Here is a 23,984-nt window from a genome sequence, read left to right on the forward strand (position 1 = left end):
TTATACTCCTCCCATTTCTCCGGCTTCATACAGCAAGCATGTCAATCCGACGATACCTGCGGTTTCAGTCCGCAATATCCTTTTGCCGAGTCCGACAATAATGGCTCCTGCTGCTTCTGCCTCATCTGCTTCACGCTCGGTAAAGCCGCCCTCCGGCCCTACCATAAGCAATACGCTCGGAGCGGACGTATCGTTTCCCTCGATAGAGCGCCAGCTAGTCAGCGCCTGCCTAATGCCCACGCCTTCCGCTGCATCGCCTTCTCGTTCATAACAAAACAAAACTAAATCATAGGCAGCAATCGAATTGACCAGCTCGCGCCAGCTTTGTACCGGCTCTACAGCAGGTACGCGGCAACGATGCGACTGCTCCGCCGCTTCCTTGGCGATTTTGCTCCAGCGCTCTAGACGCTTGGCTTCCTTCTTGCCGTCATATTGCACAATCATGCGCTCCGACTGGAACGGGACAAACGAATAGGCGCCAATTTCGGTGCACTTCTGGATGACCAGCTCCATCTTGTCGCCCTTGGGCAAGCTTTGGGCAATCGTAACGAGCCAGCTTGGCTCGCTAATTTGGGGAAGCTCCTCTGCAATATCCGCCACAACTTCGGTGGCCGCCGCTTCCCGCACTGAAGCAAGCACGACCCGCTGCTCGCCGTCACTTGCTATAAACGTATCGCCTGCCTTCATCCGCATGACGCGCACAGCGTGGAAAGCATCCTCGCCAAGCAAGCGGACCTCTTCACCTGCAAACTGCTCTTTTGCTATAAAATACCGCTGCATATCGTCTACATAACCATCCTTCATAATAGCATGTTTTGATGTCGAAAATCCATGACCAAACCGTGCCATGCAAGGTGAAACGGCAGACGCCATCCTCCGGCGGCGCAGCGCGTTTCATTCCGAGAAATATAAGCCCATTTATACATGTTAAACTTATAAATCCTTATATTTCAAGGTGAAACGGCAAGCGCCTTCCTTCGGCGGCGCAGCGCGTTTCAATCCGAGAAATATAAGCCTATTTATACATGTTAAACTTATAAATCCTTATATTTCAAGGTGAAACGGCAGACGCCTTCCTTCGGCGGCGCAGCGCGTTTCATTCCGAGAAATATAAGCCCATTTATACATGTTAAACTTATAAATCCTTAAATTTCAAGGTGAAACGGCATACGCCATCCTCCGGCGGTGCAGCGCGTTTCATTCCGAGAAATATTAAATAAACAATCCGCCGATCAAGCTCATAAAATCGGCTGCCAATTTCTGCGAAAAATTAAGAATCGGGCTAATGGTCACCGCGCGAAGCGGTGGAATAAACAACAGCAGCAGGAAAATAATAATGCCCCATTGCATGTTTTGCTCCATTTTATAGCCGACTTTAAGCGGTACAAGATTTTGAATGATCCGGTAGCCGTCAAGCGGCGGCAATGGAATCAAATTGAAAATAAACAGTAAAAAGTTAAGCGATATGAAATAAGAGAAAAATACTTGCAGAGCATCCTGTACGCCAATGGAGCCCATATGGTACAGTCCTGTCTTAATGCTGACATAATAAAGAATGATGCCAAGCAGCCCGAGCACAAAGTTGCTAAGCGGACCTGCCGCTGTCACAATAACGCCCATTAAGCGTGGATGCTTAAAACGATTCTGGTTTACCGGTACAGGCTTGGCCCAGCCAAAGCCTGCAAGCAAAATTAAAATCATCCCCAGCACATCCAAATGAACGCGCGGATTCAGCGTTACCCTGCCTGCATCATAAGCTGTATTGTCACCGAACTTGTAGGCTGTGTAGGCATGCGCAAACTCGTGCACGGTGAAGGCAATAATAAGCACAAGCACAGCAAACGGCAATTCAGCTGTCGGATAAGCAAACCAACCTTCCATACTCATTCCGTTACCTGTGGCTTGCGTGCTACGAACACAATCCAATCTTCATTGCGGCGTGTTTCCTCCACGATAAAGCCGGCCTTTACAAGCCCTTGCTGGACAAGCTCTTCCTTGTTTTTATAAATGCCGGAGGAAATATATAGCCCGCCCGGTTTCAATGCTTCATAAACCTCATCAATAAACAGCATAATAATTTCTGCTAAAATATTCGCAACGACCAGATCGACGGGCACCGAAACGGCCGTGGTTTCGTTAGAGCCTACAGCGCCGCGCGCCCCTTTGCCGCCTAAAACGCCAAGCAGGTCGCTAAGCTTAATTTCCACTTGCTGCTCAAGGCCGTTCAAGCGAACATTTTCCGTTGCACTCGACACAGCCACAGGGTCAAGATCAAGCGCAAGCACACGGCTTGCTCCTAGTCTGCAAGCACCAATTGCTAAAATGCCTGAGCCTGTGCCCACATCAATGATTTCCTCGCCGCCCTTAATGACAGATTCCAGTGTCTGCAAGCAGAGTGAGGTCGTCGGATGAGTTCCTGTTCCAAATGCCATGCCTGGATCAAGCTCAATGATTTTCTCATTTGGCCCAGCTTCGTACTCTTCCCAGGTCGGTTTAATCGTTAGAGTTTCCGATACTTTAAGCGGCTTAAAATATTGCTTCCAGGCCGTCGCCCAATCCTCTTCATCTACCATTTGCGACGTTATTTCATAATCGCCTGGATCAATGCCGAATTCGCGCAGTTGCTCAATCGGTGCTACAAGCTCAGCCTTCAAAGCGTCAATATCTGTTCCTTCTGCAAAATACCCCTTAATAACGGCCTGTCCTTCCGGAATATCATTCAGCGGTGTCTCATACCACTGACCGAGGGACGTGTCCCGTTCTTTGTTCAGCGTGCCGGACTCTTCAATGGAAACCCCGTCCGCATCCCGCTCATGCAAAAAATTAGAAATCATCTCAATCGCTTGCTCCGTCGTCGAGATTGTAAGTTCATGCCATTTCATTTGCTTCTACGCCTCCAGTGTGAAAAACTAACATCTATTGTACACCAATCCGCATTGATGCACAAAATATGTATTTGAAAATGCGATAAACCTGCTATTTCACAGCCTTACCAGCCATTAAATCCTCTTTTGTGCATAGTAAAAAGAGAGGACAGGCTGCTTTTCCCTGTCCTCTCCGCCTGCAAATGCCATAACTGGCTATACATGGCCTGGTTACATCAATAGCTCCATAATTCCGCCAGCATCCTCAATTAGGCGAAGTGCCCTGTCCTTGATATGCTCTTCAAGTATCGCGGTAAGTGCCGAACTGTCTGCCTGTCCATCTACACGAAGCGCCTGCAGCTTGCGCAGCGCTCCTTGTGCCGCCTCAGAATGCTCAAATACAGCACGTACGTGTTGATCAGCCATAATAGGCCTAGCCTCCTTCTTCGTATAGATAAGCGGCAATCCACCGCCCTGCTTCCTACTTCGATAGAATGGAAAACCAGCGCCATTATTATTCATTTTTTCACAAGCCTCCAGAAAAAAAGACGATCCGCGCTTATTCGCCGCGGAACGCCTTTTTCATCCGTTCAAAAATCGACTCGTGATTTTCTGCTGTTTCTGCCGGAGCGGAGCCTGAAACGCCGCCAAACTGGCGAAGCAATTCTTTCTGTTCATCCGTCAGCTTCTGCGGCGTAACGACCGTTACTTTAACATGCTGGTCGCCCTGTCCATATCCGCGCAGCTTTGGAACGCCTTTGCCCTTCAGGCGGAAATACGTGCCCGTCTGGGTGCCGGCAGGAATTTTCAACTTGATTTTCTCCGTCAGCGTCGGAATTTCGATTTCATCACCAAGCGCTGCCTGAACGAAGGAAAGAGGAACCTCGCAATAAATATCGTCGTTTTCACGTTCGAAAAACTCATGTGCTCTTACGCGAATAACGATATACAAATCGCCCGCAGGACCGCCGCGTTGACCAGCCTCACCTTCGCCGGACAAACGGATTTGTGCCCCTTCATCAACGCCAGCTGGGATTTTAACAGTAATTTTACGCTGTTTTTTCACTTTGCCTGCGCCATGACAAGTTCCGCATTTATCTTTGATTACGCGGCCCGTTCCGCTACAGTTAGAGCAAGCACGACGGTTGACCATTCGGCCGAACGGCGTATTTTGTACAACCTCCTGCTGACCAGTACCGCTACATACGGAGCAAGTATCCGGCTTCGTTCCTGGTTTCGCTCCAGAGCCGCTACAGGTATCACAATTCTCGGTACGCGGAATCGTAATTTCCGTTTCCTTGCCGAATACCGCTTCCTTGAAATCAATCGTCATCGTATATTGCAAATCGCTGCCGCGCTGCGGCGCGTTCGGGTCACGACGGCCACCGCCGCCACCAAAGAACATATCAAAAATATCGCCAAAGCCGCCGCCGTCAAAACCGCCAGCTCCGCCGCCCATGCCCTGATTCGGGTCAACATGCCCGTATCGGTCGTAGGTTGAGCGTTTGCCATCGTCACTCAGCACGTCGTAAGCTTCCTTAACTTCCTTAAACTGCGTTTCGGCATCAGCTGCCTTGTTGACGTCGGGATGATACTTTCGCGCAAGCTGACGGTACGATTTCTTAATGTCATCCGCTGAAGCATCCTTGCCTAAACCCAAAACCTCATAATAATCTCTTTTTGACAAACGGTATCACCTCCGCCCATAAATGTGTTGGATAAGCTTGACGAAAGAAAGTGGTATGTGCGCCGTGGTCGCCACTGCGATAAAGGTTGGACTTTCGGCCGCTGTTGTTTTCTGATTTCTTGAATTTTGACCCCTTTAGAGGTTGAAATCCGAAAACAAAGGCGGACGCTAGGCTTATGCTTACAAAGCTGCTTTTCTACGAAAAGCTGTAGCTCTCTCCAGCTCCAACCTTTCTCTCCGTTACTCCCTGCTTCATAATATTTCTTTCGTTCAACTTATCCTTTTTAAAAAATTATAGCTTCGTCTCAACTTCTCGTCGAAGCTTTTTTTATATACTTCAATCATGGAACAAGGTCAAAGACAGGGGGAAGCCCTGTCCTTGACCTCTTCCGCGCTTACAAGCTTAGTTTTTGTCGTCAACTACTTCGTAGTCAGCGTCAACCACATTGTCCTTGCCTTTTGCTGCTTCTGGCTGTTCGCCTTCTGCGCCCGGCTGTCCAGCCGCTTGCTCATACAGCTTCACGGAAAGCTGTTGAACAATTTCAGTCAGCTCATCAGAAGCTGCTTTAATTTCTTCAAGATTATCGGTAGCAAGCGAAGCCGTTACTTTTTCTTTCGCAGCGTTTGCTTTTTCGATTTCTTCTGGCGCTACTTTATCGCCAAGATCTTTAATCGTTTTGTCTACCGAGTATACGAGTTGGTCAGCGTTGTTTTTCGCTTCTACAAGCTCACGGCGTTTGCGGTCTTCTTCCGCATTCAGCTCGGCATCCTTCATCATTTTTTCAATTTCCTCGTCACTCAGACCGCTTGAGGAAGTGATTGTAATTTTTTGGCTTTTTCCAGTACCTTTATCCAGTGCAGATACGTTAACGATACCGTTCGCATCGATGTCAAAAGTAACTTCGATTTGCGGTACGCCGCGCGGTGCAAGAGGAATATCGCTAAGAGTGAAACGACCCAGCGTTTTGTTGCCCGCTGCCATCTCGCGCTCGCCTTGCAGGACGTGAATTTCAACGCCTGGCTGATTGTCAGCATAAGTCGAGAAAACTTGCGATTTGCTCGTTGGAATCGTTGTATTGCGGTCGATCATTTTCGTGAAGACGCCGCCTGCTGTTTCGATACCAAGGGACAATGGAGTAACGTCAAGCAATACAACGTCCTTCACATCGCCAGTCAATACGCCTGCTTGAACAGCCGCGCCCAAAGCAACAACCTCATCCGGGTTAACGCCTTTGTGCGGTTCTTTGCCGATTAGTTTTTTAACCGCTTCTTGAACGGCAGGAATACGCGTCGAACCACCAACAAGAACGACTTTGTCGATTTGGCTTGCGGATAGACCGGAATCGCTCAGCGCTTGACGAGTTGGCTTCAGCGTGCGCTCTACGAGGTCAGCTGCCAGCTCTTCAAATTTTGCACGAGTCAGGTTCGTTTCCATATGCTGAGGAACACCATCTACCATAGTAATAAACGGCAGGGAAATCGTTGTCGACATAACGCCGGACAATTCTTTCTTCGCTTTTTCAGCAGCATCCTTCAAACGTTGTACAGCCGCTTTATCTTTGGAAAGGTCTGCGCCTTGCTCTTTTTTGAATTCAGCTACAAGGTGATCGATAATGACTTGGTCAAAATCGTCGCCGCCCAGCTTGTTGTCGCCGCTTGTTGCTTTAACTTCGAAGAAGCCATCGCCAAGCTCAAGGATCGATACGTCGAATGTACCGCCGCCAAGGTCATAAACAAGAATCGTTTGATCTTCTGTTTTCTCAAGGCCGTAAGCAAGAGCTGCTGCTGTCGGCTCGTTGACGATACGAAGAACTTCCAAACCTGCGATTTTACCAGCATCTTTTGTTGCTTGACGCTGGCTGTCGTTGAAGTAAGCAGGAACCGTAATAACGGCTTGCGTTACAGTTTGACCTAAGTAAGCTTCTGCATCGGACTTCAGCTTTTGCAAAATGATTGCGGAAATTTCTTGTGGCGAATAATCTTTGCCATCAATGCTTTCCTTATGGTTTGTACCAATATGACGCTTGATCGAAATAATCGTGCGGTCAGGGTTAGTGATCGCTTGGCGCTTCGCGCTTTCACCGACGATACGCTCGCCGTCTTTTTTGAAGCCAACGACCGAAGGGGTTGTACGGCTGCCTTCCGGGTTAGGAATAACGACAGCTTCGCCGCCCTCCATTACTGCAACGCAAGAGTTTGTTGTACCAAGGTCGATACCGATTACTTTACTCATCGTGAATTTCCTCCTTATAATGGTTCTTCATTTCAAGCCTTCTATTATCAAAGGAAAATATCGGTTAGCCGCTCACCTTAACCATTGCCGGACGGAGAACCTTCTCCTTCAGCATATAGCCTTTTTGAACTTCCTCCACAATAATTCCTTCTTCATATTCATCGGATTCCACCGTCATAATCGCCTGATGGAAGTCAGGGTTAAAAGCTTCTCCAACGACATTCATCGCCGTGAGACCTTCCTGCTCCAGCGTTTGTAGCAATTGGCGGAAAATCATGTCCACGCCTTTCGCAAGCGCCTCTACGTCACCATTAACGGAAACAGCTGCAGTAGCGCGATCGAAGTTGTCAACAACCGGCAGCAGCTCTGTAACGAGCTTCATCGACGCATAACGCGCCAGCTCTTCCCTTTCCTTAATGGAACGACGACGGAAGTTGTCAAAGTCCGCTTGTGTGCGAAGGTAGCGCTGCTGGCTCTCTTCAAGCTGCTTCTCAAGCTCTGCATAACGCGCATCCACTGCTTCAGCTTCTTCTTGTCCAGCTTCAGCCGTTTCTTGCGATTCGACAGTCTCGTCTGCCACTAGCTCCTCAACCACATCATTTTGTTGCTCTTTACTCACCCTATTCACCTCCTTCAAATGCCGCTAAAGCATAGCTTCATCATTTATACCAGCGGGCCAAAAATGCAGCCATATCCTTAGAAATCATATCCACCAAGCTCATTACCTTGCCATACTCCATCCGCGTGGGACCAAGAATGCCGATTGTACCGAGCGGCTGTCCGTCAACCGAATAAGAAGCGGTAATCAAGCTGCAGCTGGCAATCGCCAGATTATCATTTTCCGTCCCAATGCGCACTTGTATGCCTGAAGGCAAGGAGGAAAACATTTTCATCACAGCTGGCGTTTCTTCCAGCAAATCCAAAATCGTTTTTACCTTGTCAACATCTTTGAATTCCGGCTGCGTCAGCATGTTCGTCGTTCCACTTAGAAACAGGCGATGATCGTTATCCGGCTGCAACGCCTGATCCAGTACGCTCAGCACTTCCTCGCAATGATCAACGTAACGCTCAAGCTCCTGACCGACCTCAAGATAAAGCTTTGATTTCAAGCGAACTAACGGAATGCCGACAAGCTTCGTATTCAAAATATGGACGACCTTCTCCAGCTCCTCCATCTTCACCTCAGACGGCAGCGTAATCGTGCGATTCTCGACGCGCCCTGTATTGGTGACAATGATGGCAACCGCAGAACGCTCATCCAGCGGCACAAGGCTGAAATGCTTCAGCGATGTATTGAACAGCTCCGGTCCCAGCAAAATCGACGTGTAATTCGTCAGGCTGGATAATATAGATGCTGCATGCTGAATAACCTGCTCCATCTGGCTCATCTGCTCAGTGAAAAAAGAACGAACCTTCGTCATATCCGCATCATCGAGCTCTTCCATCCTCATGAGATGATCGACATAATAGCGGTAGCCTTTAGTAGAAGGAATCCGTCCTGCCGACGTATGCGGCTGCTCCAGAAAACCAAGCTCCTCCAAATCCGCCATTTCATTACGAATGGTAGCCGGGCTGAAGCCAACATCACCGCGCTTAGAAATACTGCGTGAACCGACCGGCTCGGCCGAGCGGATATAATCATCTACGATAGCTGTTAAAATCATTCGTTGTCTATCCGTCAACATGCGCATTCCCTCCAAGTCATCGGCTTTGTCATTAGCACTCGTCTTGATTGAGTGCTAATCGTTAATACAAAAATACCAAACCCGCTTGAGCATTGTCAAGTGAGTTTGGCATTTTTAGTTAGCCTATTTTATTTTTAGCCACTTATTTAGGTCAAGTATCCAGCTATGGGTGGGTTTAGACAAGGGATCGCTTCCTTTTTTATGGACTGAGCTTCCGCTATTTTGAATTTCGATCCCATTTCTGGCTTTAAGCGGACAGGAGATCCACTATTGCCTGCATTATTTACTCAAAATGACGATAGGTAACACATTAGCGGCGCATGAGTCCGCAACCTAAGCCAAAGCAGCAATTATAATAAATTAGCGGCTGGTGTGTCCTATAGGACTGCCTTCGTGTCACCTTGCATCTTTGTATCTTTATATCTTTGTGAATGAAACATGTCCCTGAAGCGAGCAGCAAGAAGCTGTCACTTGGCAAGAACGAATTTTAGTAATGGAAGTACAAGCCGCTATTCCAGCTCTCTCAGCACAGCGATTTCATCGCAAGCATTTTGCTTCGGACAATTGACGCAATCGGTCCATACCTTTTCCGGGAAAATTTCTTTATCGACGACCGTAAACCCATTCCGCAGAAAAAAAGCGACCTCATACGTCAGCGCCATTACCTTCGTAATGCCCTGTTCCTTCGCCGCAGCGAGCAAGCCGTCAACGAGCTTGCTGCCTATGCCCAGACCCTTGTAGCCATCCGACATCCCCAGTGACCGGATCTCCACCAAATTATCGCCGAGCTTCGTCAGTGAGCCGCAGCCGACTACCTGGTCGCCTACTTCCGCTACAATAAAAGAATTTATCGAATACTCAAGCATATACCGGGTACGGGGCAGCATGATCCCTTTCTCTGCATAGCCTTGAATTAAATCAAACAATACGTCAACATCATCTTTGGTTGCTTTTCTGCACACTGCCTGCAAGCTGTCCATTAGTTTCATGCTGCTCCCCCCATCCGGTGCTTGTTTCATCACCCTAATCACATCATTGAATAAATATACAACATCACGCATGTTTTCTCAATAGGTAATTTAAAAAACGGTTCATATTAATTTTCATAACTGTCCAGCTACATTTTCATAACTGTCCAGCTCTAGCTAAACTTCCAAACCAATAAACGAACCAAACACCTCGTTGCCAAGCAATACGCCTTTATCCGTCAGCCGATAACCCGTACCACGCTCATCCTCTAAGCGCTCCAGCAGGCCATCATGCAAATGCTTGTCAATGATCGGGCCAAAGTAGCTTTCCAGCAGCTTCCCAGCAAACTGCCGGGTGAAATCAGCTGTCCGAATGCCATCGAGCAAGCGCAGGCCGACCATCATAAAGTCCTCCATCGCCTCTAGCTCGGAAATCGTCTCCGTATCAAGCCGCGGCAGACGCGACAGCGTAGCGTCGATATAGGGCTGTACCCCCTTGATATTAACATGGCGCTCGCGATTTGCGTACCCATGCGCACCGGCTCCAAGTCCATAATAAGGCTCGTTGCGCCAGTAGGTTGAGTTATGCTTGCTCTCATAGCCTGGGCGTGCAAAATTGCTTATTTCATAATGCTGATAGCCGCCAGCCTTAAGCTGCTCAATCAGCAGCAAGTACATATTTAAATCCTCATCCTCTGTCGGCAGCGGCAGCTCATTGCGCTCATACAGCTTGTGGAACAGCGTGTTTTCCTCCACTTTAAGGCTGTACAGCGAATAATGCGGCAGCTCAAGCGCTAGCGCCTTCTGCACGCTGTCCGCAAGCAGCTCAACCGTCTGCCCCGGCAAGCCAAACATGAGGTCGATCGACAAATTCGTGAAGCCTGCGGCTCTCGCGTTCTCCAAGCTGCGATATACATCCTCTACATTGTGAATGCGGCCGATACGCTCCAGCAGCGTATTATTAAACGATTGCACGCCAAAGCTGATCCGGTTCACCCCGCCAGCATACATCGCCGCAAGCTTATCAGCATCGGTCGTGCCGGGATTGGCCTCCATCGAAAACTCAACTTCTGGAGACAGCGGAAAATGCTTGCGGACAGCAGCGAGAAACCGCTCCATCTGCGGCGGTGTAAGCACCGTCGGCGTTCCCCCACCTACGAATACGGTGTCGATTTGCTCAGGCGGCAGCACACTGATCGTCCGCTCCATTTCGCGCTCCAGCGCATCCAAATAATCGTCTACCGGCTGACCTTTCAGCACATAAGACGTAAAATCGCAGTAATGGCACTTATTCGTACAAAAAGGGATATGAATATAAAGCGCTCGCGGCGCGTGATGAATCGTCATGCTGTACACCTGCTTTCCTGTGGCAAGGCTCTCTTCAAGCGCCATTCCGTCATGGGAAGTCTGGCTTCTTGCCTATCTCATGATAAAAAGGAGAGCCCGCGGCTCTCCTTCTCCCTCTAGCTTTCGTCGATCTTGAGCACCGCCATGAACGCTTCCTGCGGCACCTCAACGCTGCCGACCTGCTTCATGCGCTTCTTGCCCTCTTTTTGCTTCTCAAGCAGCTTGCGCTTCCGGCTAATGTCGCCGCCGTAACATTTGGCAAGTACGTTTTTGCGCATCGCCTTAACGGTTTCACGGGCAATAACCTTAGTACCTAACGATGCTTGAATCGGCACCTCGAACATTTGACGCGGGATGAGCTCCTTCATCTTCTGGCAGATGATCCGTCCGCGGAAGAACGCCCGGTCGCGGTGAACGATAACCGACAATGCATCGACCTGTTCGCCATTCAGCATAATATCCATCTTCACAAGGTTGGACTTGCGGTAGCCGGATACTTCATAGTCAAAGGAGGCATAGCCCTTCGTGCTGGATTTCAACTGGTCGAAGAAATCATATACAATTTCCGAAAGTGGAATTTCATACGTAATCGTGACGCGGTTCGTATCCAAATATTCCATGTTCACGAACTCGCCGCGCTTGTTCTGGCACAAATCCATAATGGCGCCGACATAATCATTCGGTACGATAATGGCTGCTTTGACGTAAGGCTCCTCAATAAAATCAAGCTTGCCCTGCTCTGGTAGATTGGACGGATTGTCGATGCTCATGACCGTTCCATCCGTCAGCGTCACCTGATAAATAACGCTTGGCGCCGTCGTAATAAGCGGAATGTTGAATTCACGCTCAATACGCTCTTGGATAATTTCCATATGGAGCAAACCCAAGAAACCGCAGCGGAAGCCGAAGCCTAGTGCCGTCGACGTTTCCGGCTCGTAGCGCAGCGAAGCATCATTCAGCTCAAGCTTCTCAAGCGCTTCGCGCAAATCGTTATAATCCTGTGTTTCAATCGGATATAATCCGCAGAATACCATTGGATTAATGCGGCGGTAGCCTGGTAATGCTTCCGGTGCCGGTCGCTTCGCCTCAGTTACGGTATCACCGACACGCGTGTCTTTTACATTTTTAATACCGGCAACGACGAAGCCTACATCACCGACAGCGAGCTCGTCCACGATACCCATACGCGGCATAAACGCTCCGACCTCAATAACCTCAAACTCAGCACCAGTCGCCATAAAACGAATTTTCTTGCCCGCTTTAATGCTGCCGTCAATAACTCGAACGTAAACGATAACGCCTTTGTATGCATCGTAGTGAGAGTCAAAAATCAGCGCCTTCAGCGGCTGATCAGGATCACCTGTAGGAGCTGGAACCTTTGAAACGACCTGCTCCAAAATCTCCTTAATGCCAATGCCTGCCTTCGCCGAAGCATGAACCGCCTCGCTTGCATCCAGCCCGATAACATCCTCAATCTCCTGCTTGACGCGATCTGGCTCTGCGCTTGGCAAGTCGATTTTGTTGATGACGGGAAGAATTTCGAGATTGTTGTCGAGTGCCAAATATACATTGGCAAGCGTCTGCGCCTCAATTCCTTGCGCAGCGTCTACAACGAGCAGCGCGCCCTCGCAAGCAGCAAGACTGCGGGAAACTTCATATGTAAAATCGACGTGTCCAGGCGTATCAATCAAATTGAGCAAGTATTCCACACCGTCATCCGCCTTATAGGACAGACGAACGGCCTGCAGCTTAATTGTAATTCCGCGCTCCCGCTCCAAATCCATTTGGTCCAGCACCTGAGCTTGCATTTCTCGCGAAGTGAGCGCCCCTGTGTATTCCAAAATGCGATCCGCAAGCGTAGACTTCCCGTGGTCAATATGCGCGATAATCGAGAAGTTTCTAATTTTCTTTTGTCGGTCACGTACGTCAGCCATGCCTAACCCCCACACCATCCAATATTGCTAATCATTCTTTCCATTATATCAGCAATGGAGAGCGCCAGCAATGCGATTGCCGAAATTCCGGCAGAGCGCCTTCGTTAATTCGTCACCTTTTCAAATAAATCCACAATAAACGCCATGCTTCCGGTCGAAAAAGATTGCAGTAAGCCTGCCGTGCCATCAGCCAGCTTATTGACCGAGGGCTCCTGATTTTCATACGGCATGCCCGGCAGTCGATCGCCATAGAGCGCATTTTGCTCAGCGAGCTTCCGCACCTCAGCCAGCTCCCTCTCAAGCTCAGATATTTTGCGCGAAGCGGCATCCGACATGCCGTCAATCGGCTGTGCTTCACGCCTATCTGTTCCGCTGACTCCCATTTCCGCGCCTTGTCTAACAATTGCATCTACAGGGATGACAGAGGAAGCACCGGTCTCCTCAATCGGCCCGTAAACCCGTTCAATGCCTGAGGAGGACATTTCAATGCCGTACAAGATAACAAAAACGAGCACCCCGCCGATGATCGCCCATTTAAATGCATCACGCCGCTTTCTCATACCGCGTCCATCCTTTCTACTCCTGATTTGCAAATTAACTTTGCGGAGCTGAAACCTTCTCATCCTGCCAATAAATATCAGCGATTACTTTAGCCAGCACATCTGCGGTGCGATATGACTCTACCAGCGTATTGTCTACTCCACCTACCTCAATTAGCACGCTGTCCGAGGCAAGCGATTGATTATATTCACCATTGCCTGTGGCAGCTGTTTTGCCCCATATCCCCCTGGAAATGCCCGGATACTGCTTTTCCAGCGCCTCATGAATTTTAGTGGCAAATGCCTCATTTTCCTTCCAGTTGGGATTTTTATGACCGATGATAAAATAAACCTGCGCGTAGCTTTTTCCCTTAATCTCGGTCGTCGTATATTTGCGCTTCTGCGAATCGCGATGCAGATCGAATAAAAACTTCAAATTTTTGCTGCTTGCCAGCGCCTCTTTTACCGTCTTCATGGAATATTTATAGGACAGCTCCCATTTGTAATTTTTCATAGCAGTCGGATAATCCGTTTCGGAATGCAAGGCGCCTACCCCGCGCTTCTCAAGCTGCTCTGCAAGCCGCTTGCCGACCAATGTAATGTTCGTTGTGCTGGAATTTGGGTCCTTTGCGCTACCCTTTAGCTCCGGGTACCACGATTCCCGATTATGGGAATGATAGATGAATGCGACCTTCGCTTCTCCCGTAGATGGCTTCGTATTTCCGCTGCCGCTTTGATCCGGCTTGTCCGCCGGATCAACAGCGCTTGGCGGCAGCGATGGCTGCGGCTCCACAATCGGCTGTTCGCCTGCCGCTCCTTCTTCGGCATGCGAAGGTATCGGCTCATTATCCTCTGGCCCAATGGCGGTATCGGTTCCGCTGCCCTTGCGGATGAGGAAGGAATCTCCGGCATTCATGCCGGGAATACCTGCCGCTAACAGGCTTTTGGGCTGGGTAGGATTAATATCCGTCATCAGCCTGACTAGAAAAGCACTTACCTGCGGCACAGACAGATCGCCAGACTGATTGCTGCCCTGATAGGCAGGCAGCTCCATTTCCAGCATATCCCCGAACAAACCGCTAGATACCGCCGCTGCAAAACCCTTCATCGAAGACACCGGCGCAGCAGCCGCTTGACGATGGGCAACTGCCGCAATGCCTATAATGACGAAAAAAATCATCGAACATAAAGAAAGAACAGCGAATGTTCTTCCTGTGACCAGCAATTGCCGAATTTTCCGGCTTCCATACGCCAAATCGAGCAGCATGATTTTCCGTCTCATCGTTTTGCTTACCTCCCGTTTCTGTGCTAGAGCTAACCTGCTGCTATTAATCTATGAACGAGCGGGAGTTAATAGAACCATTTACAGCCTTATTTTAATATGAGAGGATGCTAGATTTAGAAGAACAGGGGCAAAAGAAGAGGGCAACGCTATCGTTTCGGGGATAAAGCTGCGCTGGTCATAAAGGTGAAGCGTACGCTCCTTACTATAAGAAAACGCCATAGAATACCTCTATGTTGAAAGGCGTCCTACGGCGTCTTGCTGTTAATGGGTATAGGCTGCTACATTGTCGGTGTCAACCGCATCGTGCAGCGAAGCATTGAGCCCGCTCGCAATAATGTTCGCGATATCCTCGATAAATTGGTCAATTTCCTTCGGCGTTACGAGCAAATCATGGCCGAGCGGGTGAAGCACCTCTTTGACGAGCTGCAGCCGCTCCTGCTCCTCCAGCTGGTTCATGATGCCGAATACCTGATTGCTGTCGCCCTTGTTCGTTTCAATGTGCTGACGCATCAGCTCCAGCGTATTATTCACAATGGTAGAAGCATATACGACAGTCGGGACCCCGATAGCTATTACCGGAATTCCTAAAATCTCCTTCGTGAGCCCTTTGCGCTTATTGCCGATGCCAGAGCCGGGATGAATGCCGGTATCAGCAATTTGAATCGTCGTGTTCACCCTTTCCACCGCTTTGGATGCAAGTGCATCAACGGCAATAATGACATCGGGCTTCGTCCGCTCGGCAATGCCTTGAATAATGTCGCTGGACTCAATGCCTGTAATGCCTAATACACCAGGTGCAATTGCGCTGACCGCACGATAGCCAGGTGCAACCTGATCGGGCATCAGCTCAAAAAAATGGCGGGTCACCATTACGTTTTCGACAACAATTGGCCCCAGTGCATCCGGCGTCACGTTCCAGTTGCCCAGTCCAACAATAAGCACCCGTGCTGTCTTGCCAACACCGATGCGTTCTAGAAAGGTCTCAAAATGCTTGGCGAACATCGTCGCCACCCGGTTTTGCAGCTCTGTATCCTGCGTACGCAGTCCCGGAACCTCCAGCGTGACGTAGTGGCCCTGCATTTTGCCAATTGCAGCGGCCCCTTGCTCATTTTGGACATGAAGGCTAGTAATGACGATGCCATCCTCATCCTGGCGCTCGGAATAAATGCCCGGAATGACTCCGCCCGACTGCTCGGCCATTTCTTTTGCTTCCAGCGCCAAATCTGTTCGAACGTTATAAGCTTGCAAATCAAGTTGTCCCACCGCATACCCTTCTTCCTTGAAAAATAAATGCTTTCTGCCATTAGTGTTCGCAAGCATTTGGTTTTCATGCGTGCTATTGCTTTTTGGGTATACGCATGATAATATATTTTAAGTTGTGTTATCCAGAATTATAGCGTATGCTAAAGATTGCCTGTGCATATTTCGTAGGAGGTGAAACTCGATGCCAAACATTAAATCCGCAATTAAACGCGTCAAAACGAGCGAAAAACGCCGCGCTTTGAACGCTTCCCAAAAATCCGCGCTTCGTACGGCTGTTAAATCTGCTGACCAAGCTATCGCCGGCACTGATGTAGCTGTTGCTAAAACAGCTCTAATCGCTGCGACGAAAAAATTGGACAAGGCGGTTACTAAAGGCCTGATTCATAAAAATGCGGCTGCCCGCAAAAAATCTCGTCTTGCTAAAAAGCTTAACGCTCTTTCGGCGCAAGCTTAAACCATCCTTGAACAAACAAAAAGGCTGTCTTCCGGTTTCCGGTTGACAGCTTTTTTGTTTGTATATGAGCAGGTTACTTGCCTTTATGCCATCCGTTTTTCCACGCCAAGCGATAATAAATATAGCTCAAGACCAAAGTTTTTATCCAATTGCCCCGTCTTCATCTTATAATCCAAATCGGCAATAGCGGAAAGCAATGCCCCTAGCCGTGACGTCGAAAACTTCCGGCACTTCTCCGCAGCCAGCTTGACCGCATAAGGATGCAGTCCTAGCTGTCCAGCCATTTGCTGCGGTGAATAGCGATGCTGCTCCAGCTCTTTAATTTGCAGCATAATTCGCAGCTGACGGGCAATGAGCGCCGCGATTTTTATCGGCTCCTCGCGTCTGATGAGCAATTGTCTATACAATCGCAGCGACCTGTCCACCTGCAATTCCGCAATGGCATCCACCAATGCGAATACATCCTCTTCCACAGTCGACACCGTCAGCAGCTCCACTTCCTTGCGTCCAATCTGACCGCCAGCACCTGCGTGCAGGCAGAGCTTGTCCACTTCCAGTGCCAGCTGCTGCATATGAGCTCCGACACGTAACAGAAGCAGCTCAGCCGCCTCCGTATCCAGCGTCCGTTTCTGTTCAGCCGCCCGGCGGATAGCCCAGCCCTTCAATTCCGATGCATCCAGCTCTTGAAAAGCAATGAGCGCATTGCGATCCTTCAGCTGCTTGACGAGCTTGCGCCGTTCATCAAGCTTCTCCGCGTGAACTAGAAACAGCATGACCGTTGTTTCAGAAGGATTCTCAATATATTGCTGCAAGCGGTCGGTGCGATGCTCAAGCTTGCCGCCCTCTTTTCCGCCAGCCGCAAATACGACAGCATCTCTAACGATGACCAGCTTGCGTTCAACGAAGAAGGGCAGCGTCTCCGCTTCAAGCACGGCCTCATCCAGCAAACTCTCCGCTGTATCGAATTTGACGATGCCCAGCTCCCGCTCATCGGCGGTGAACATCGCGTCAGCAAGCGTGTCGGCAAACTGCTGAATCCGGTAACGGTCCTTGCCGAAAACGACGTATACAGGGCGAAATCGCTTGCCCTTAATTTCCTTTAATGCCTCTTTCCCATCCAAAGGGTATTCCTCCCTACCTTCTCCTGTGAACGGCAACAAAGGGATGAGCCTGATCGGCTTCATCCCTTTGTCCCTGAACATCTATATAAACATCAGCAGAAAGATCCATGGCTTCTCCTTCTGCTGATGGTCATACGACGATCAAGGCTAACACGTCGCATCTTCTCCCCACTCTTTACCATACGCAGTTAAAGCGGAAAGTGTGCATACACCTGTAGACCCTCAACTAAAATTAATGTGCCGCTTTATCATCCTTGAGCGTATTCAGATCAACTGCATATTTTTCAATGCCGCCTGACTCCAGATGAATTTCATAATTCAATATCTTATTGTCCTCTGACCAGCTCAAATTGGCAATCTGGCCGTTTTTGCGCGCCGTTTCCAGCAGCAGCTTATGATCGCTTGCCTCATAAATCTTAATGGCATAGCCAACAATCTCAGCTGAATAAACGCCATCGGCAGAAACCACTGCGACAGCTGCGAGTGGGGCTTTCTCCGGTTCGTCTGCACGGCCTTCCAATAGTTTGCCATCCTCCTCAGCAGGCGCTTGAGAAATTCTAGTATCTGTACCCGTGTCAGAATTTGCATGGCTGGAATCCGGAGCAGTAAGGCCAGAAGCCGAGCCAACATCAGAAGCTCCAGCTTCGCTGCTGCTATTGCCTACAGCGCTTCCGCCATCTTGATTTGAGTCATCGCCGTCTTGTCCGGCTATGCTCTTCTTAAAACTCATGCCCGTATCAAGCGATTCTGATTTCACTTCACCCGAAGCCTGCGGATCAATAGCCACAAATTGTCGAACCTCCGACGTGTCGTAATTGGCAATCGGGCTATCAGCAGCCGTAGCACTTGCTTCCGTCTGCCTCATATCATCGCTTGATTGCGACCCATCAAACCAGCCCGCGTTATAGGAGATGATAAATGTGCCCGCTACGAGACACGCTGCTACGACACCTGTGAGCTGCCGAAGCTTGAATGAAGCGACGCGATTCGGCGTTTTCCTTCGCTTAGGCGTTGCCGTCTCTTGCGGCTCTGGGGCAGAGCCAGCCGCTTCGAATGCAAGCTGCTCCAATTGAGGCATAATCGCATCCACAAGACTGTAGCTTGGCGTTACATGAGGCAGATTTTCCAATTCCGCGGACAAATTTTTCAGCCGCTCAAACATTGCTGCGCAGTCCGGACATTGCTTAAAATGGCTTGTCATAGTTGCTCTCTCGTATTCATCAAGGTCGCCGTCAAGCTCCCTTTGCATATATTCCATCACCTCTTGACAGTTCATCCCCGGACACCACCTTTCTGATAATCATGTAGTAACGTTTGAAGCTGCTGTCTGGCTCTGAATAAATAGGATTTTACTGTGTTTAGGGGCAAATCCAGAGACTCAGCTATTTCATTGTAGGAAAAATCCTGCAAGTATCGAAGCACGACAACAGCACGGTGATGATCGGGTAGCTTATCAATAGCGTTACGGATGTCTTGAGCTGCGTAAGCGGACAATACCTCGTCCTCTACATTCTGCTTCTCGTGAAACACCATATCATGCTCATCAATGGACACTGTTGGTTTGTTTCTTCTAAACTTGTCAATGCAGATATTCGTTACAATGCGTTGAATCCATGTTTTAAATTGGGCTTTTTCTTCGTATGAGCCGATTTTGGTATAAATGCGTATGAGTGCCTCCTGTGCCGCATCCATTGCATCCTGCTCATTGTTTACTATATAGTAGGCTGTCCGATAAACATGTGTTTCAATCTCTCGCAATAGAGTAATCAATGCATCGCGATCTCCCGACTGAGCGGCTCTAATAAGGCCAGGCTCCACCACGAAGGATCCCCCTCTCTTGCAACCTCTCTGACGAGCAGGTTACGTAAAATGTTGCAAACCTTCGTACAAATTCATTTTTTATTTTAGCCATATGGCCCATATTCCGATTAAATCAGGCGTACTCCACACTCAAGAATATCAAAAAAAGCAAGCACCGTATATAGAAAGTTCATGACGGCAGATCATGACAGCATGGCGTTAGCCGATTTCTCTCTTCTATATGGAGGGCTTCTCCAGAAAAGCATATAAATTGAGATTTCTTTTGCCAAAGCGCACTTCGCAGCATTCAGCCGGAGAGAAATCCTTTCCGTCCACGCATACCTTGAGCTTGTCCATAATGTTGTCGATGCTGTCCCTATCGAGCTTTAGAATTAGACCCGCTTGCGCGTAATGCACACTTTCCTCTTCACTCACCTGTACCTGTACTAGACGAAGCTCTTTTACTTTTTTGCTGTTAATTTGCGCAGCTTCCTTCAAATCAACTGCCGCTTCCTCTCCTGAAAGCGCTAGGCTGAAGGCTTCGCAAAGCTCAATCGCACCATTTATATCGAATCGGATATCAATGGCATGTTTTCCGGCTCTGTTTATTTTTATCATCGCATTCACACTTCCTTGCCTTAATCTCCTGCCGCTGCTTTTGCTCATTTTACAGGATCATTTCAAAGAAGCCTACTTCTTCGTTCGTTCTACTCCGCTTTTATTTGTTAAAGCATATAATATTATAGAAGCATATAGCTTGATGCATGCGCTAAAAATGAGCTAAAAGCTGCTGAGACACCCCTTTTTTAGGTTGCACATGCCAGCCGGAGCTGTACGCTGCTCCTTGCTTAGCCGTTACACTAGAGGCAAATGTCAGCTGGCGAGCAGCGGCCGGGAACCTCACGCTGCGATTGTAAGCTGAGATGAATGGGGTTAGATCTCTTGGGGTTAGATCTCTTTGGCTTAAAACACTCGGGCTAAGAACATTTTTGCTGAGAACACTGTGCTTTGATTACAGTGGTTTTGATTACTGTAGCTTTGATTTCTGTGGTATTAACTTCTGTGGTTTTAATTTCTGTAGTTTTAATTTCTGTGGTTGAGTCTACTGTGATTTTGATTACTACGGTTTTGATTACTGTGGTTTTGATTACTACAGTTTTGATTACTACAGTTTTGATTACTGCGGTCGACATTCCGTAGTTAGGTGTGCGTGATCCTATTTTGGCGGACTGAGATTCCGCTATTTCAGGTTTTAATCCAATTTTACACTTTAGTCGGACAGGAAATCCGTTAATGCCCTCTTTATCGCGGCAAAATGGCCATTTGCAGCACATTAGCGGCTCCTGAGTCCGCCGCTTGTGCTGTACCCTTTATTTCTGTTGAATTAGCTGCTTCTGTGTCCGCTTCTTCCAGCTATGTAAAGGGAGGAAGCCACTTTAATGCAGAGTACCCATCTGCCTTACGGAACGTTGGTTCACATTTATAAGTAATGACATTTCCATCAATTGTGGGAATACTTGTGACTGTGAACTACCAATCATCTAAGAGGTGTCGGATTGTTAGTCAATGAAGCTACTGCTCGAAGTTTACAGGCTATATCCCTAACCCTATTGTATCCGACTGAAAACTACAATTTTATTATTTTAATTTGTAAGGTTCCTTGTAAATCAGACAGCTGACGCTCCTCCCCACATCAATAGAAAGGAACTTGTTATAAAGATTTTCCTATTTATGATCGTGTTAATTGTCATTCCATATCAACTCGCCTTATCCATCGTTCTGACCAATAGCCTGTCCGCTTCCGCTCGATATTCAATTTCACCGTCCTGATCCGTTCGGCGCACCTCGACCCCGGCTGCCTTCAAGCGTCCCAATACGTCGCTATGAGGATGACCATAGCTATTTGTCGCACCTGCGGAAATCGCTGCACTCAGTGGCTGCCAGCGTTCCAGCCAATCGGCAGCAGACGAATAACGGCTTCCATGATGCGCTACTTTAAGCACATCAACCTTGGCGCAGCAGGCCGAATAAATGGCTGGGTTTTCATCCATATCGGCCAGCAAACGCTCCTCCGTATCAAAACCGATGTCTCCCGTAAGTAGAAAAGTATAATTTTTCATCGCCAAATAAAGGACAACACTCGCTTCGTTCTGCTCCTCGACCTCCTTGATTTGCATGCTGGGAATGCTGCTTTGTTCCGCGAGTACAACAGCAGGCGGCCATAGAACGGTCAGCTTTGTTTGTTTGCCCATTTCCCACTCCTGCCCTGCCTCAGCCCGGTACATTGGAATCTCATGCTGAACCGCATAGGCAAGCAGCTCCTCTGCATCAGTAGAATGCTTCATACTGCCGTTCCATAACAGCCCTTTGACTGGAATCGCATCCATTACCGCCTTAAGCCCCTTAATATGATCGCTATCCAAATGACTGACGACGAGCATATCAAGCTGGTGCACTCCGCGCTTCATTAGCAACGGGGCAATAACCTTTTTGCCCACCTCAAAAGGGTCCTTGCGCGCTCGCCATTCCTCTTCCGCCTTACGGAAAGAAACCGTTCCCCCACCGTCGATCAATACATGCTTCCCTTCAGGAGTTCTTACATAAATAGAGTCCCCCTGTCCGATATCCAGCACATGAACGCGGCCGTCGCGATTAAATAGGTCAGGATAATAGGCGAAAAATAATAGCGCCAGCAGCAGGAGAACGGATGAAAACAGGCTGCCAGGAAAAAGAAGCGCCCTTGCGAAGGTTGTACTTGGAAAGCCTGTAAACCCTCGAGATAATTGCAAACCAGCAATGATGCCTGTTCTATGTAAGGATGGAAGCTCGTGGAGCGGCTGCGTTTCCAGCTCGTTAATGTCGCGACCAGCAGCAGGACCTTCATGCTCAATTGCTAGTTCTTCCTCAGGAGAGGCAGAGGATTGGCGCACTGGAAGGGCACAGAATAGCAGCGCTAAAGCACCGTACCAAGCCGCGATCCACCATAGCGGTGGAGTCGCCCAAATCGTACGAAATAAATCTGCCTTGGCGAGCCAGTCTACAAGCCAGAATGTCCCGTCATTCGCGTAGACGCTCGCCCATGCGAGCAGCTTGCCTCCCGTTGGCCAAGCCATGTGAATGAACAACGCAGCGCCGCCTAGCGGCATAATAATAAAGCTGATAAATGGCACAAGCATTACATTAGCCGGAAGCGATAGCAAATGGAATTGGTTGAAATAATAAATGGAAACTGGAAACGATACAGCTTGCGCTACGACGCTGACGGCGGTCAAATCGAGCAGCGCTTTCCCCCGCTTCCATTCAGGCATAGCACGCCTTACAGGAGGGACACCCAGAATAAGACCGAGCGTGACGATAAACGAAAGCTGGAAGCTGACATTTTCCAAATAAAAAGGATTGATCGCCAGCATAATAACGGCTGCGGCCGCCAAAATATGCAGACCGTCCTTCAGCTTGTGCATGCGTGCAGCCAGCAGGCCGAGCATGCCCATTACGCCAGCCCTTACAACCGAAGGCGAAGCGCCGCTGAGCAGCACATAGAAGGGCACGGCAAACACGAGCGTCAGCAGCAAGCGCTCCCGCGTCATGCGGCAAAGCCGTAAAATCAAGCCCAGCGCGTAAAGGAACACCGCGACGTGCAGGCCAGATATGGCGAGTATATGCGTTAAGCCGAGACGAGCGAATTGCTGCATGAGGGAGGGATCAAGGTTATCTGTGATCCCGAGGACAAGACCTTGCATGTAGCCGGCTTGCATCCCCGGGTACATGCTGGTTAGTCGTGCGCCAAGCCAAGCGCGCACGGTGTCGACGCGGCCGAGCAGCGCGGCCGCGGTCCAGGGCGGGCCAGGCGCGCGGTCGATCGCGCCCGTGCCCGCAGCTTGAAGCAGCCAGTGGATATTCTGGCTGCTCAAGTAGCGGCGGTAGTCGAAGCCGCCGCGATTAGCCGGGCCAGCGGGCTGCGCCAGCTGGCCCTTTACGTCAACGACGTCGCCGCGCCGCCAAGCAGCGGCGACCTCCAGCTGCGGCTGCTCCTCTAGCCGCAGCTGCACAAGCATCCGCTCGCCGCCGAGCTGGCGCGGCGAGCCAAACCCCGCTACGCTGGCGGCATCGACCGCCAGCTCAAAGCTTGCCCGGTCGCCGTCGATTTCGACGACCGACACAATCGTCCCGGACGCTTGAGCCGCTATCGCAGCGTCCGACCCTTGCGCCTGTGCGGCGCGCAGCACGTCCAGCAGACCAGTCACATTGCGGGCATCCGCCCACATCCGTTCCCCAGCTGCAAGGACGAAGCCAACTGCACATACGGCTGCCAGCTTTCGCGTCAGCCTCCCCGACAAAACCAGTGCCAGAGCGGCTACTGCCACGCCGCCCGCCGCAAGTGCAGCTCCTGCGCCGCTCAACTTCGCGCCGCTCGCGCAGCCTGCCACAAAACATACCGCGAACCAAATTAGCGGTCTTCTATTCATTTACAATCACCTCTTTATTTTGGCTTGAAATCGAATTCATTTTCATGTAATGAAACGGAGACGCCCCCGCGTACACGGCTGCTGCCATCCTCTGGCAGGTAGAGCTCGATGCGGAGTGGAGTACAAATCATTAACAAGCTCAAGCTTTTAAACACCTATATTTGCAAAAAAAGCACCTCTTATCACATGCAGCTGCGCGTGCGATAAGAGGTGCTTCCTCTCAAAACAAACCATTATTTTACCTACTTTGCTCTTGCTCTAGCAATATCCTATCTCTATTACTGTTTAACTATTAAGCGTTGTTCATTTTCCATCCTTATTTTTATTCTGTTTCTATT

21 protein-coding genes are annotated in these 23,984 nt (G+C 49.4%); 1 reads left to right on the forward strand and 20 read right to left on the reverse strand.

The features are described from left to right. The 14 genes from V5J77_RS16855 to gpr form a co-directional block, all read right to left on the reverse strand. Complete coding sequence (locus tag V5J77_RS16855; protein ID WP_338556877.1) at positions 1-780, reverse strand: RsmE family RNA methyltransferase; 780 nt, start codon at positions 778-780, stop codon at positions 1-3. A 432-nt stretch (positions 781-1,212) separates the two neighbouring features. After that, on the reverse strand, positions 1,213-1,887 hold the full coding sequence (locus V5J77_RS16860; protein WP_338551979.1) for a site-2 protease family protein: 675 nt from the start codon (positions 1,885-1,887) through the stop codon (positions 1,213-1,215). Beyond that, a complete protein-coding gene (gene prmA / locus V5J77_RS16865) occupies positions 1,884-2,882 on the reverse strand; it encodes a 50S ribosomal protein L11 methyltransferase (protein WP_338551980.1) in 999 nt (332 codons plus the stop codon). Before prmA ends, V5J77_RS16860 begins: the two co-directional genes overlap by 4 nt. A 213-nt stretch (positions 2,883-3,095) precedes the next feature. Beyond that, a complete protein-coding gene (locus V5J77_RS16870; protein WP_338551981.1) occupies positions 3,096-3,290 on the reverse strand; it encodes a hypothetical protein in 195 nt (64 codons plus the stop codon). Positions 3,291-3,423: 133 nt separating this feature from the next. Beyond that, positions 3,424-4,551, reverse strand: a complete 1,128-nt coding sequence (dnaJ, locus tag V5J77_RS16875) for a molecular chaperone DnaJ (RefSeq protein ID WP_338551982.1) — start codon at positions 4,549-4,551, stop codon at positions 3,424-3,426. Positions 4,552-4,954: 403 nt separating this feature from the next. Further along, positions 4,955-6,784, reverse strand: coding sequence for a molecular chaperone DnaK (dnaK, locus tag V5J77_RS16880; RefSeq protein ID WP_338551983.1), 1,830 nt, complete (start codon positions 6,782-6,784; stop codon positions 4,955-4,957). A 64-nt stretch (positions 6,785-6,848) separates the two neighbouring features. Beyond that, positions 6,849-7,403 (reverse strand): nucleotide exchange factor GrpE, encoded by a 555-nt coding sequence (gene grpE / locus V5J77_RS16885; RefSeq protein ID WP_338551984.1) that lies wholly within the window; start codon positions 7,401-7,403, stop codon positions 6,849-6,851. Between the two features lie 40 nt (positions 7,404-7,443). Then, positions 7,444-8,469, reverse strand: a complete 1,026-nt coding sequence (gene hrcA / locus V5J77_RS16890) for a heat-inducible transcriptional repressor HrcA (RefSeq protein ID WP_338551985.1) — start codon at positions 8,467-8,469, stop codon at positions 7,444-7,446. A 509-nt stretch (positions 8,470-8,978) separates the two neighbouring features. After that, complete coding sequence (locus V5J77_RS16895) at positions 8,979-9,449, reverse strand: N-acetyltransferase (RefSeq protein WP_338556879.1); 471 nt, start codon at positions 9,447-9,449, stop codon at positions 8,979-8,981. Between the two features lie 165 nt (positions 9,450-9,614). Further along, entirely contained in the window at positions 9,615-10,784 is a 1,170-nt protein-coding gene (gene hemW / locus V5J77_RS16900) for a radical SAM family heme chaperone HemW (protein ID WP_338551986.1), read from the reverse strand. A 116-nt stretch (positions 10,785-10,900) separates the two neighbouring features. Further along, a complete protein-coding gene (lepA, locus tag V5J77_RS16905; RefSeq protein ID WP_338551987.1) occupies positions 10,901-12,718 on the reverse strand; it encodes a translation elongation factor 4 in 1,818 nt (605 codons plus the stop codon). A gap of 104 nt (positions 12,719-12,822) precedes the next feature. Next, entirely contained in the window at positions 12,823-13,278 is a 456-nt protein-coding gene (locus tag V5J77_RS16910) for a hypothetical protein (RefSeq protein ID WP_338551988.1), read from the reverse strand. Between the two features lie 34 nt (positions 13,279-13,312). Beyond that, complete coding sequence (locus tag V5J77_RS16915) at positions 13,313-14,539, reverse strand: stage II sporulation protein P (RefSeq protein WP_338551989.1); 1,227 nt, start codon at positions 14,537-14,539, stop codon at positions 13,313-13,315. 264 nt (positions 14,540-14,803) lie between these two features. Continuing rightward, positions 14,804-15,805 carry a GPR endopeptidase gene (gene gpr, locus V5J77_RS16920; RefSeq protein WP_338551990.1) on the reverse strand — a complete coding sequence of 334 codons (1,002 nt, stop codon included), beginning with the start codon at positions 15,803-15,805 and terminating at the stop codon, positions 14,804-14,806. A 181-nt stretch (positions 15,806-15,986) separates the two neighbouring features. Between gpr and rpsT the strand changes: the two genes are divergently transcribed. After that, positions 15,987-16,259, forward strand: coding sequence for a 30S ribosomal protein S20 (gene rpsT / locus V5J77_RS16925; RefSeq protein WP_056029395.1), 273 nt, complete (start codon positions 15,987-15,989; stop codon positions 16,257-16,259). 83 nt (positions 16,260-16,342) lie between these two features. Here rpsT and holA read toward each other — a convergent pair whose 3' ends face one another. From holA to V5J77_RS16955, 6 genes are all read right to left on the reverse strand, one after another. Further along, complete coding sequence (gene holA / locus V5J77_RS16930; RefSeq protein WP_338551991.1) at positions 16,343-17,380, reverse strand: DNA polymerase III subunit delta; 1,038 nt, start codon at positions 17,378-17,380, stop codon at positions 16,343-16,345. Positions 17,381-17,612: 232 nt separating this feature from the next. Then, complete coding sequence (locus V5J77_RS16935) at positions 17,613-18,656, reverse strand: zf-HC2 domain-containing protein (protein WP_338551992.1); 1,044 nt, start codon at positions 18,654-18,656, stop codon at positions 17,613-17,615. Further along, a complete protein-coding gene (locus V5J77_RS16940) occupies positions 18,653-19,201 on the reverse strand; it encodes a sigma-70 family RNA polymerase sigma factor (RefSeq protein WP_056029404.1) in 549 nt (182 codons plus the stop codon). Before V5J77_RS16940 ends, V5J77_RS16935 begins: the two co-directional genes overlap by 4 nt. 216 nt (positions 19,202-19,417) lie before the next feature. Next, positions 19,418-19,798 (reverse strand): hypothetical protein, encoded by a 381-nt coding sequence (locus V5J77_RS16945; protein ID WP_338551993.1) that lies wholly within the window; start codon positions 19,796-19,798, stop codon positions 19,418-19,420. Positions 19,799-20,157: 359 nt separating this feature from the next. Further along, a complete protein-coding gene (locus V5J77_RS16950) occupies positions 20,158-20,514 on the reverse strand; it encodes a hypothetical protein (RefSeq protein WP_338551994.1) in 357 nt (118 codons plus the stop codon). 423 nt (positions 20,515-20,937) lie between these two features. Further along, on the reverse strand, positions 20,938-23,646 hold the full coding sequence (locus V5J77_RS16955; RefSeq protein ID WP_338551995.1) for a ComEC/Rec2 family competence protein: 2,709 nt from the start codon (positions 23,644-23,646) through the stop codon (positions 20,938-20,940). Between the last annotated feature and the right edge of the window lie 338 nt (positions 23,647-23,984).

The organism is Paenibacillus sp. KS-LC4 (assembly GCF_036894955.1).
Lineage (GTDB): Bacteria > Bacillota > Bacilli > Paenibacillales > Paenibacillaceae > Pristimantibacillus.

Coding starts and splice junctions, on each gene's coding strand:
- V5J77_RS16860 (WP_338551979.1), bottom strand. CDS start 1,887: ATGAGTATGGAAGGTTGGTTTGCTTATCCGACAGCTGAATTGCCGTTT.
- V5J77_RS16955 (WP_338551995.1), bottom strand. CDS start 23,646: ATGAATAGAAGACCGCTAATTTGGTTCGCGGTATGTTTTGTGGCAGGC.
- V5J77_RS16895 (WP_338556879.1), bottom strand. CDS start 9,449: ATGGACAGCTTGCAGGCAGTGTGCAGAAAAGCAACCAAAGATGATGTT.
- prmA (WP_338551980.1), bottom strand. CDS start 2,882: ATGAAATGGCATGAACTTACAATCTCGACGACGGAGCAAGCGATTGAG.
- lepA (WP_338551987.1), bottom strand. CDS start 12,718: ATGGCTGACGTACGTGACCGACAAAAGAAAATTAGAAACTTCTCGATT.
- V5J77_RS16935 (WP_338551992.1), bottom strand. CDS start 18,656: ATGAACTGTCAAGAGGTGATGGAATATATGCAAAGGGAGCTTGACGGC.
- hrcA (WP_338551985.1), bottom strand. CDS start 8,469: ATGTTGACGGATAGACAACGAATGATTTTAACAGCTATCGTAGATGAT.
- V5J77_RS16870 (WP_338551981.1), bottom strand. CDS start 3,290: ATGGCTGATCAACACGTACGTGCTGTATTTGAGCATTCTGAGGCGGCA.
- hemW (WP_338551986.1), bottom strand. CDS start 10,784: ATGACGATTCATCACGCGCCGCGAGCGCTTTATATTCATATCCCTTTT.
- V5J77_RS16950 (WP_338551994.1), bottom strand. CDS start 20,514: ATGTGCTGCAAATGGCCATTTTGCCGCGATAAAGAGGGCATTAACGGA.
- V5J77_RS16915 (WP_338551989.1), bottom strand. CDS start 14,539: ATGAGACGGAAAATCATGCTGCTCGATTTGGCGTATGGAAGCCGGAAA.
- V5J77_RS16945 (WP_338551993.1), bottom strand. CDS start 19,798: ATGATAAAAATAAACAGAGCCGGAAAACATGCCATTGATATCCGATTC.
- V5J77_RS16855 (WP_338556877.1), bottom strand. CDS start 780: ATGCAGCGGTATTTTATAGCAAAAGAGCAGTTTGCAGGTGAAGAGGTC.
- rpsT (WP_056029395.1), top strand. CDS start 15,987: ATGCCAAACATTAAATCCGCAATTAAACGCGTCAAAACGAGCGAAAAA.
- dnaK (WP_338551983.1), bottom strand. CDS start 6,784: ATGAGTAAAGTAATCGGTATCGACCTTGGTACAACAAACTCTTGCGTT.
- V5J77_RS16910 (WP_338551988.1), bottom strand. CDS start 13,278: ATGAGAAAGCGGCGTGATGCATTTAAATGGGCGATCATCGGCGGGGTG.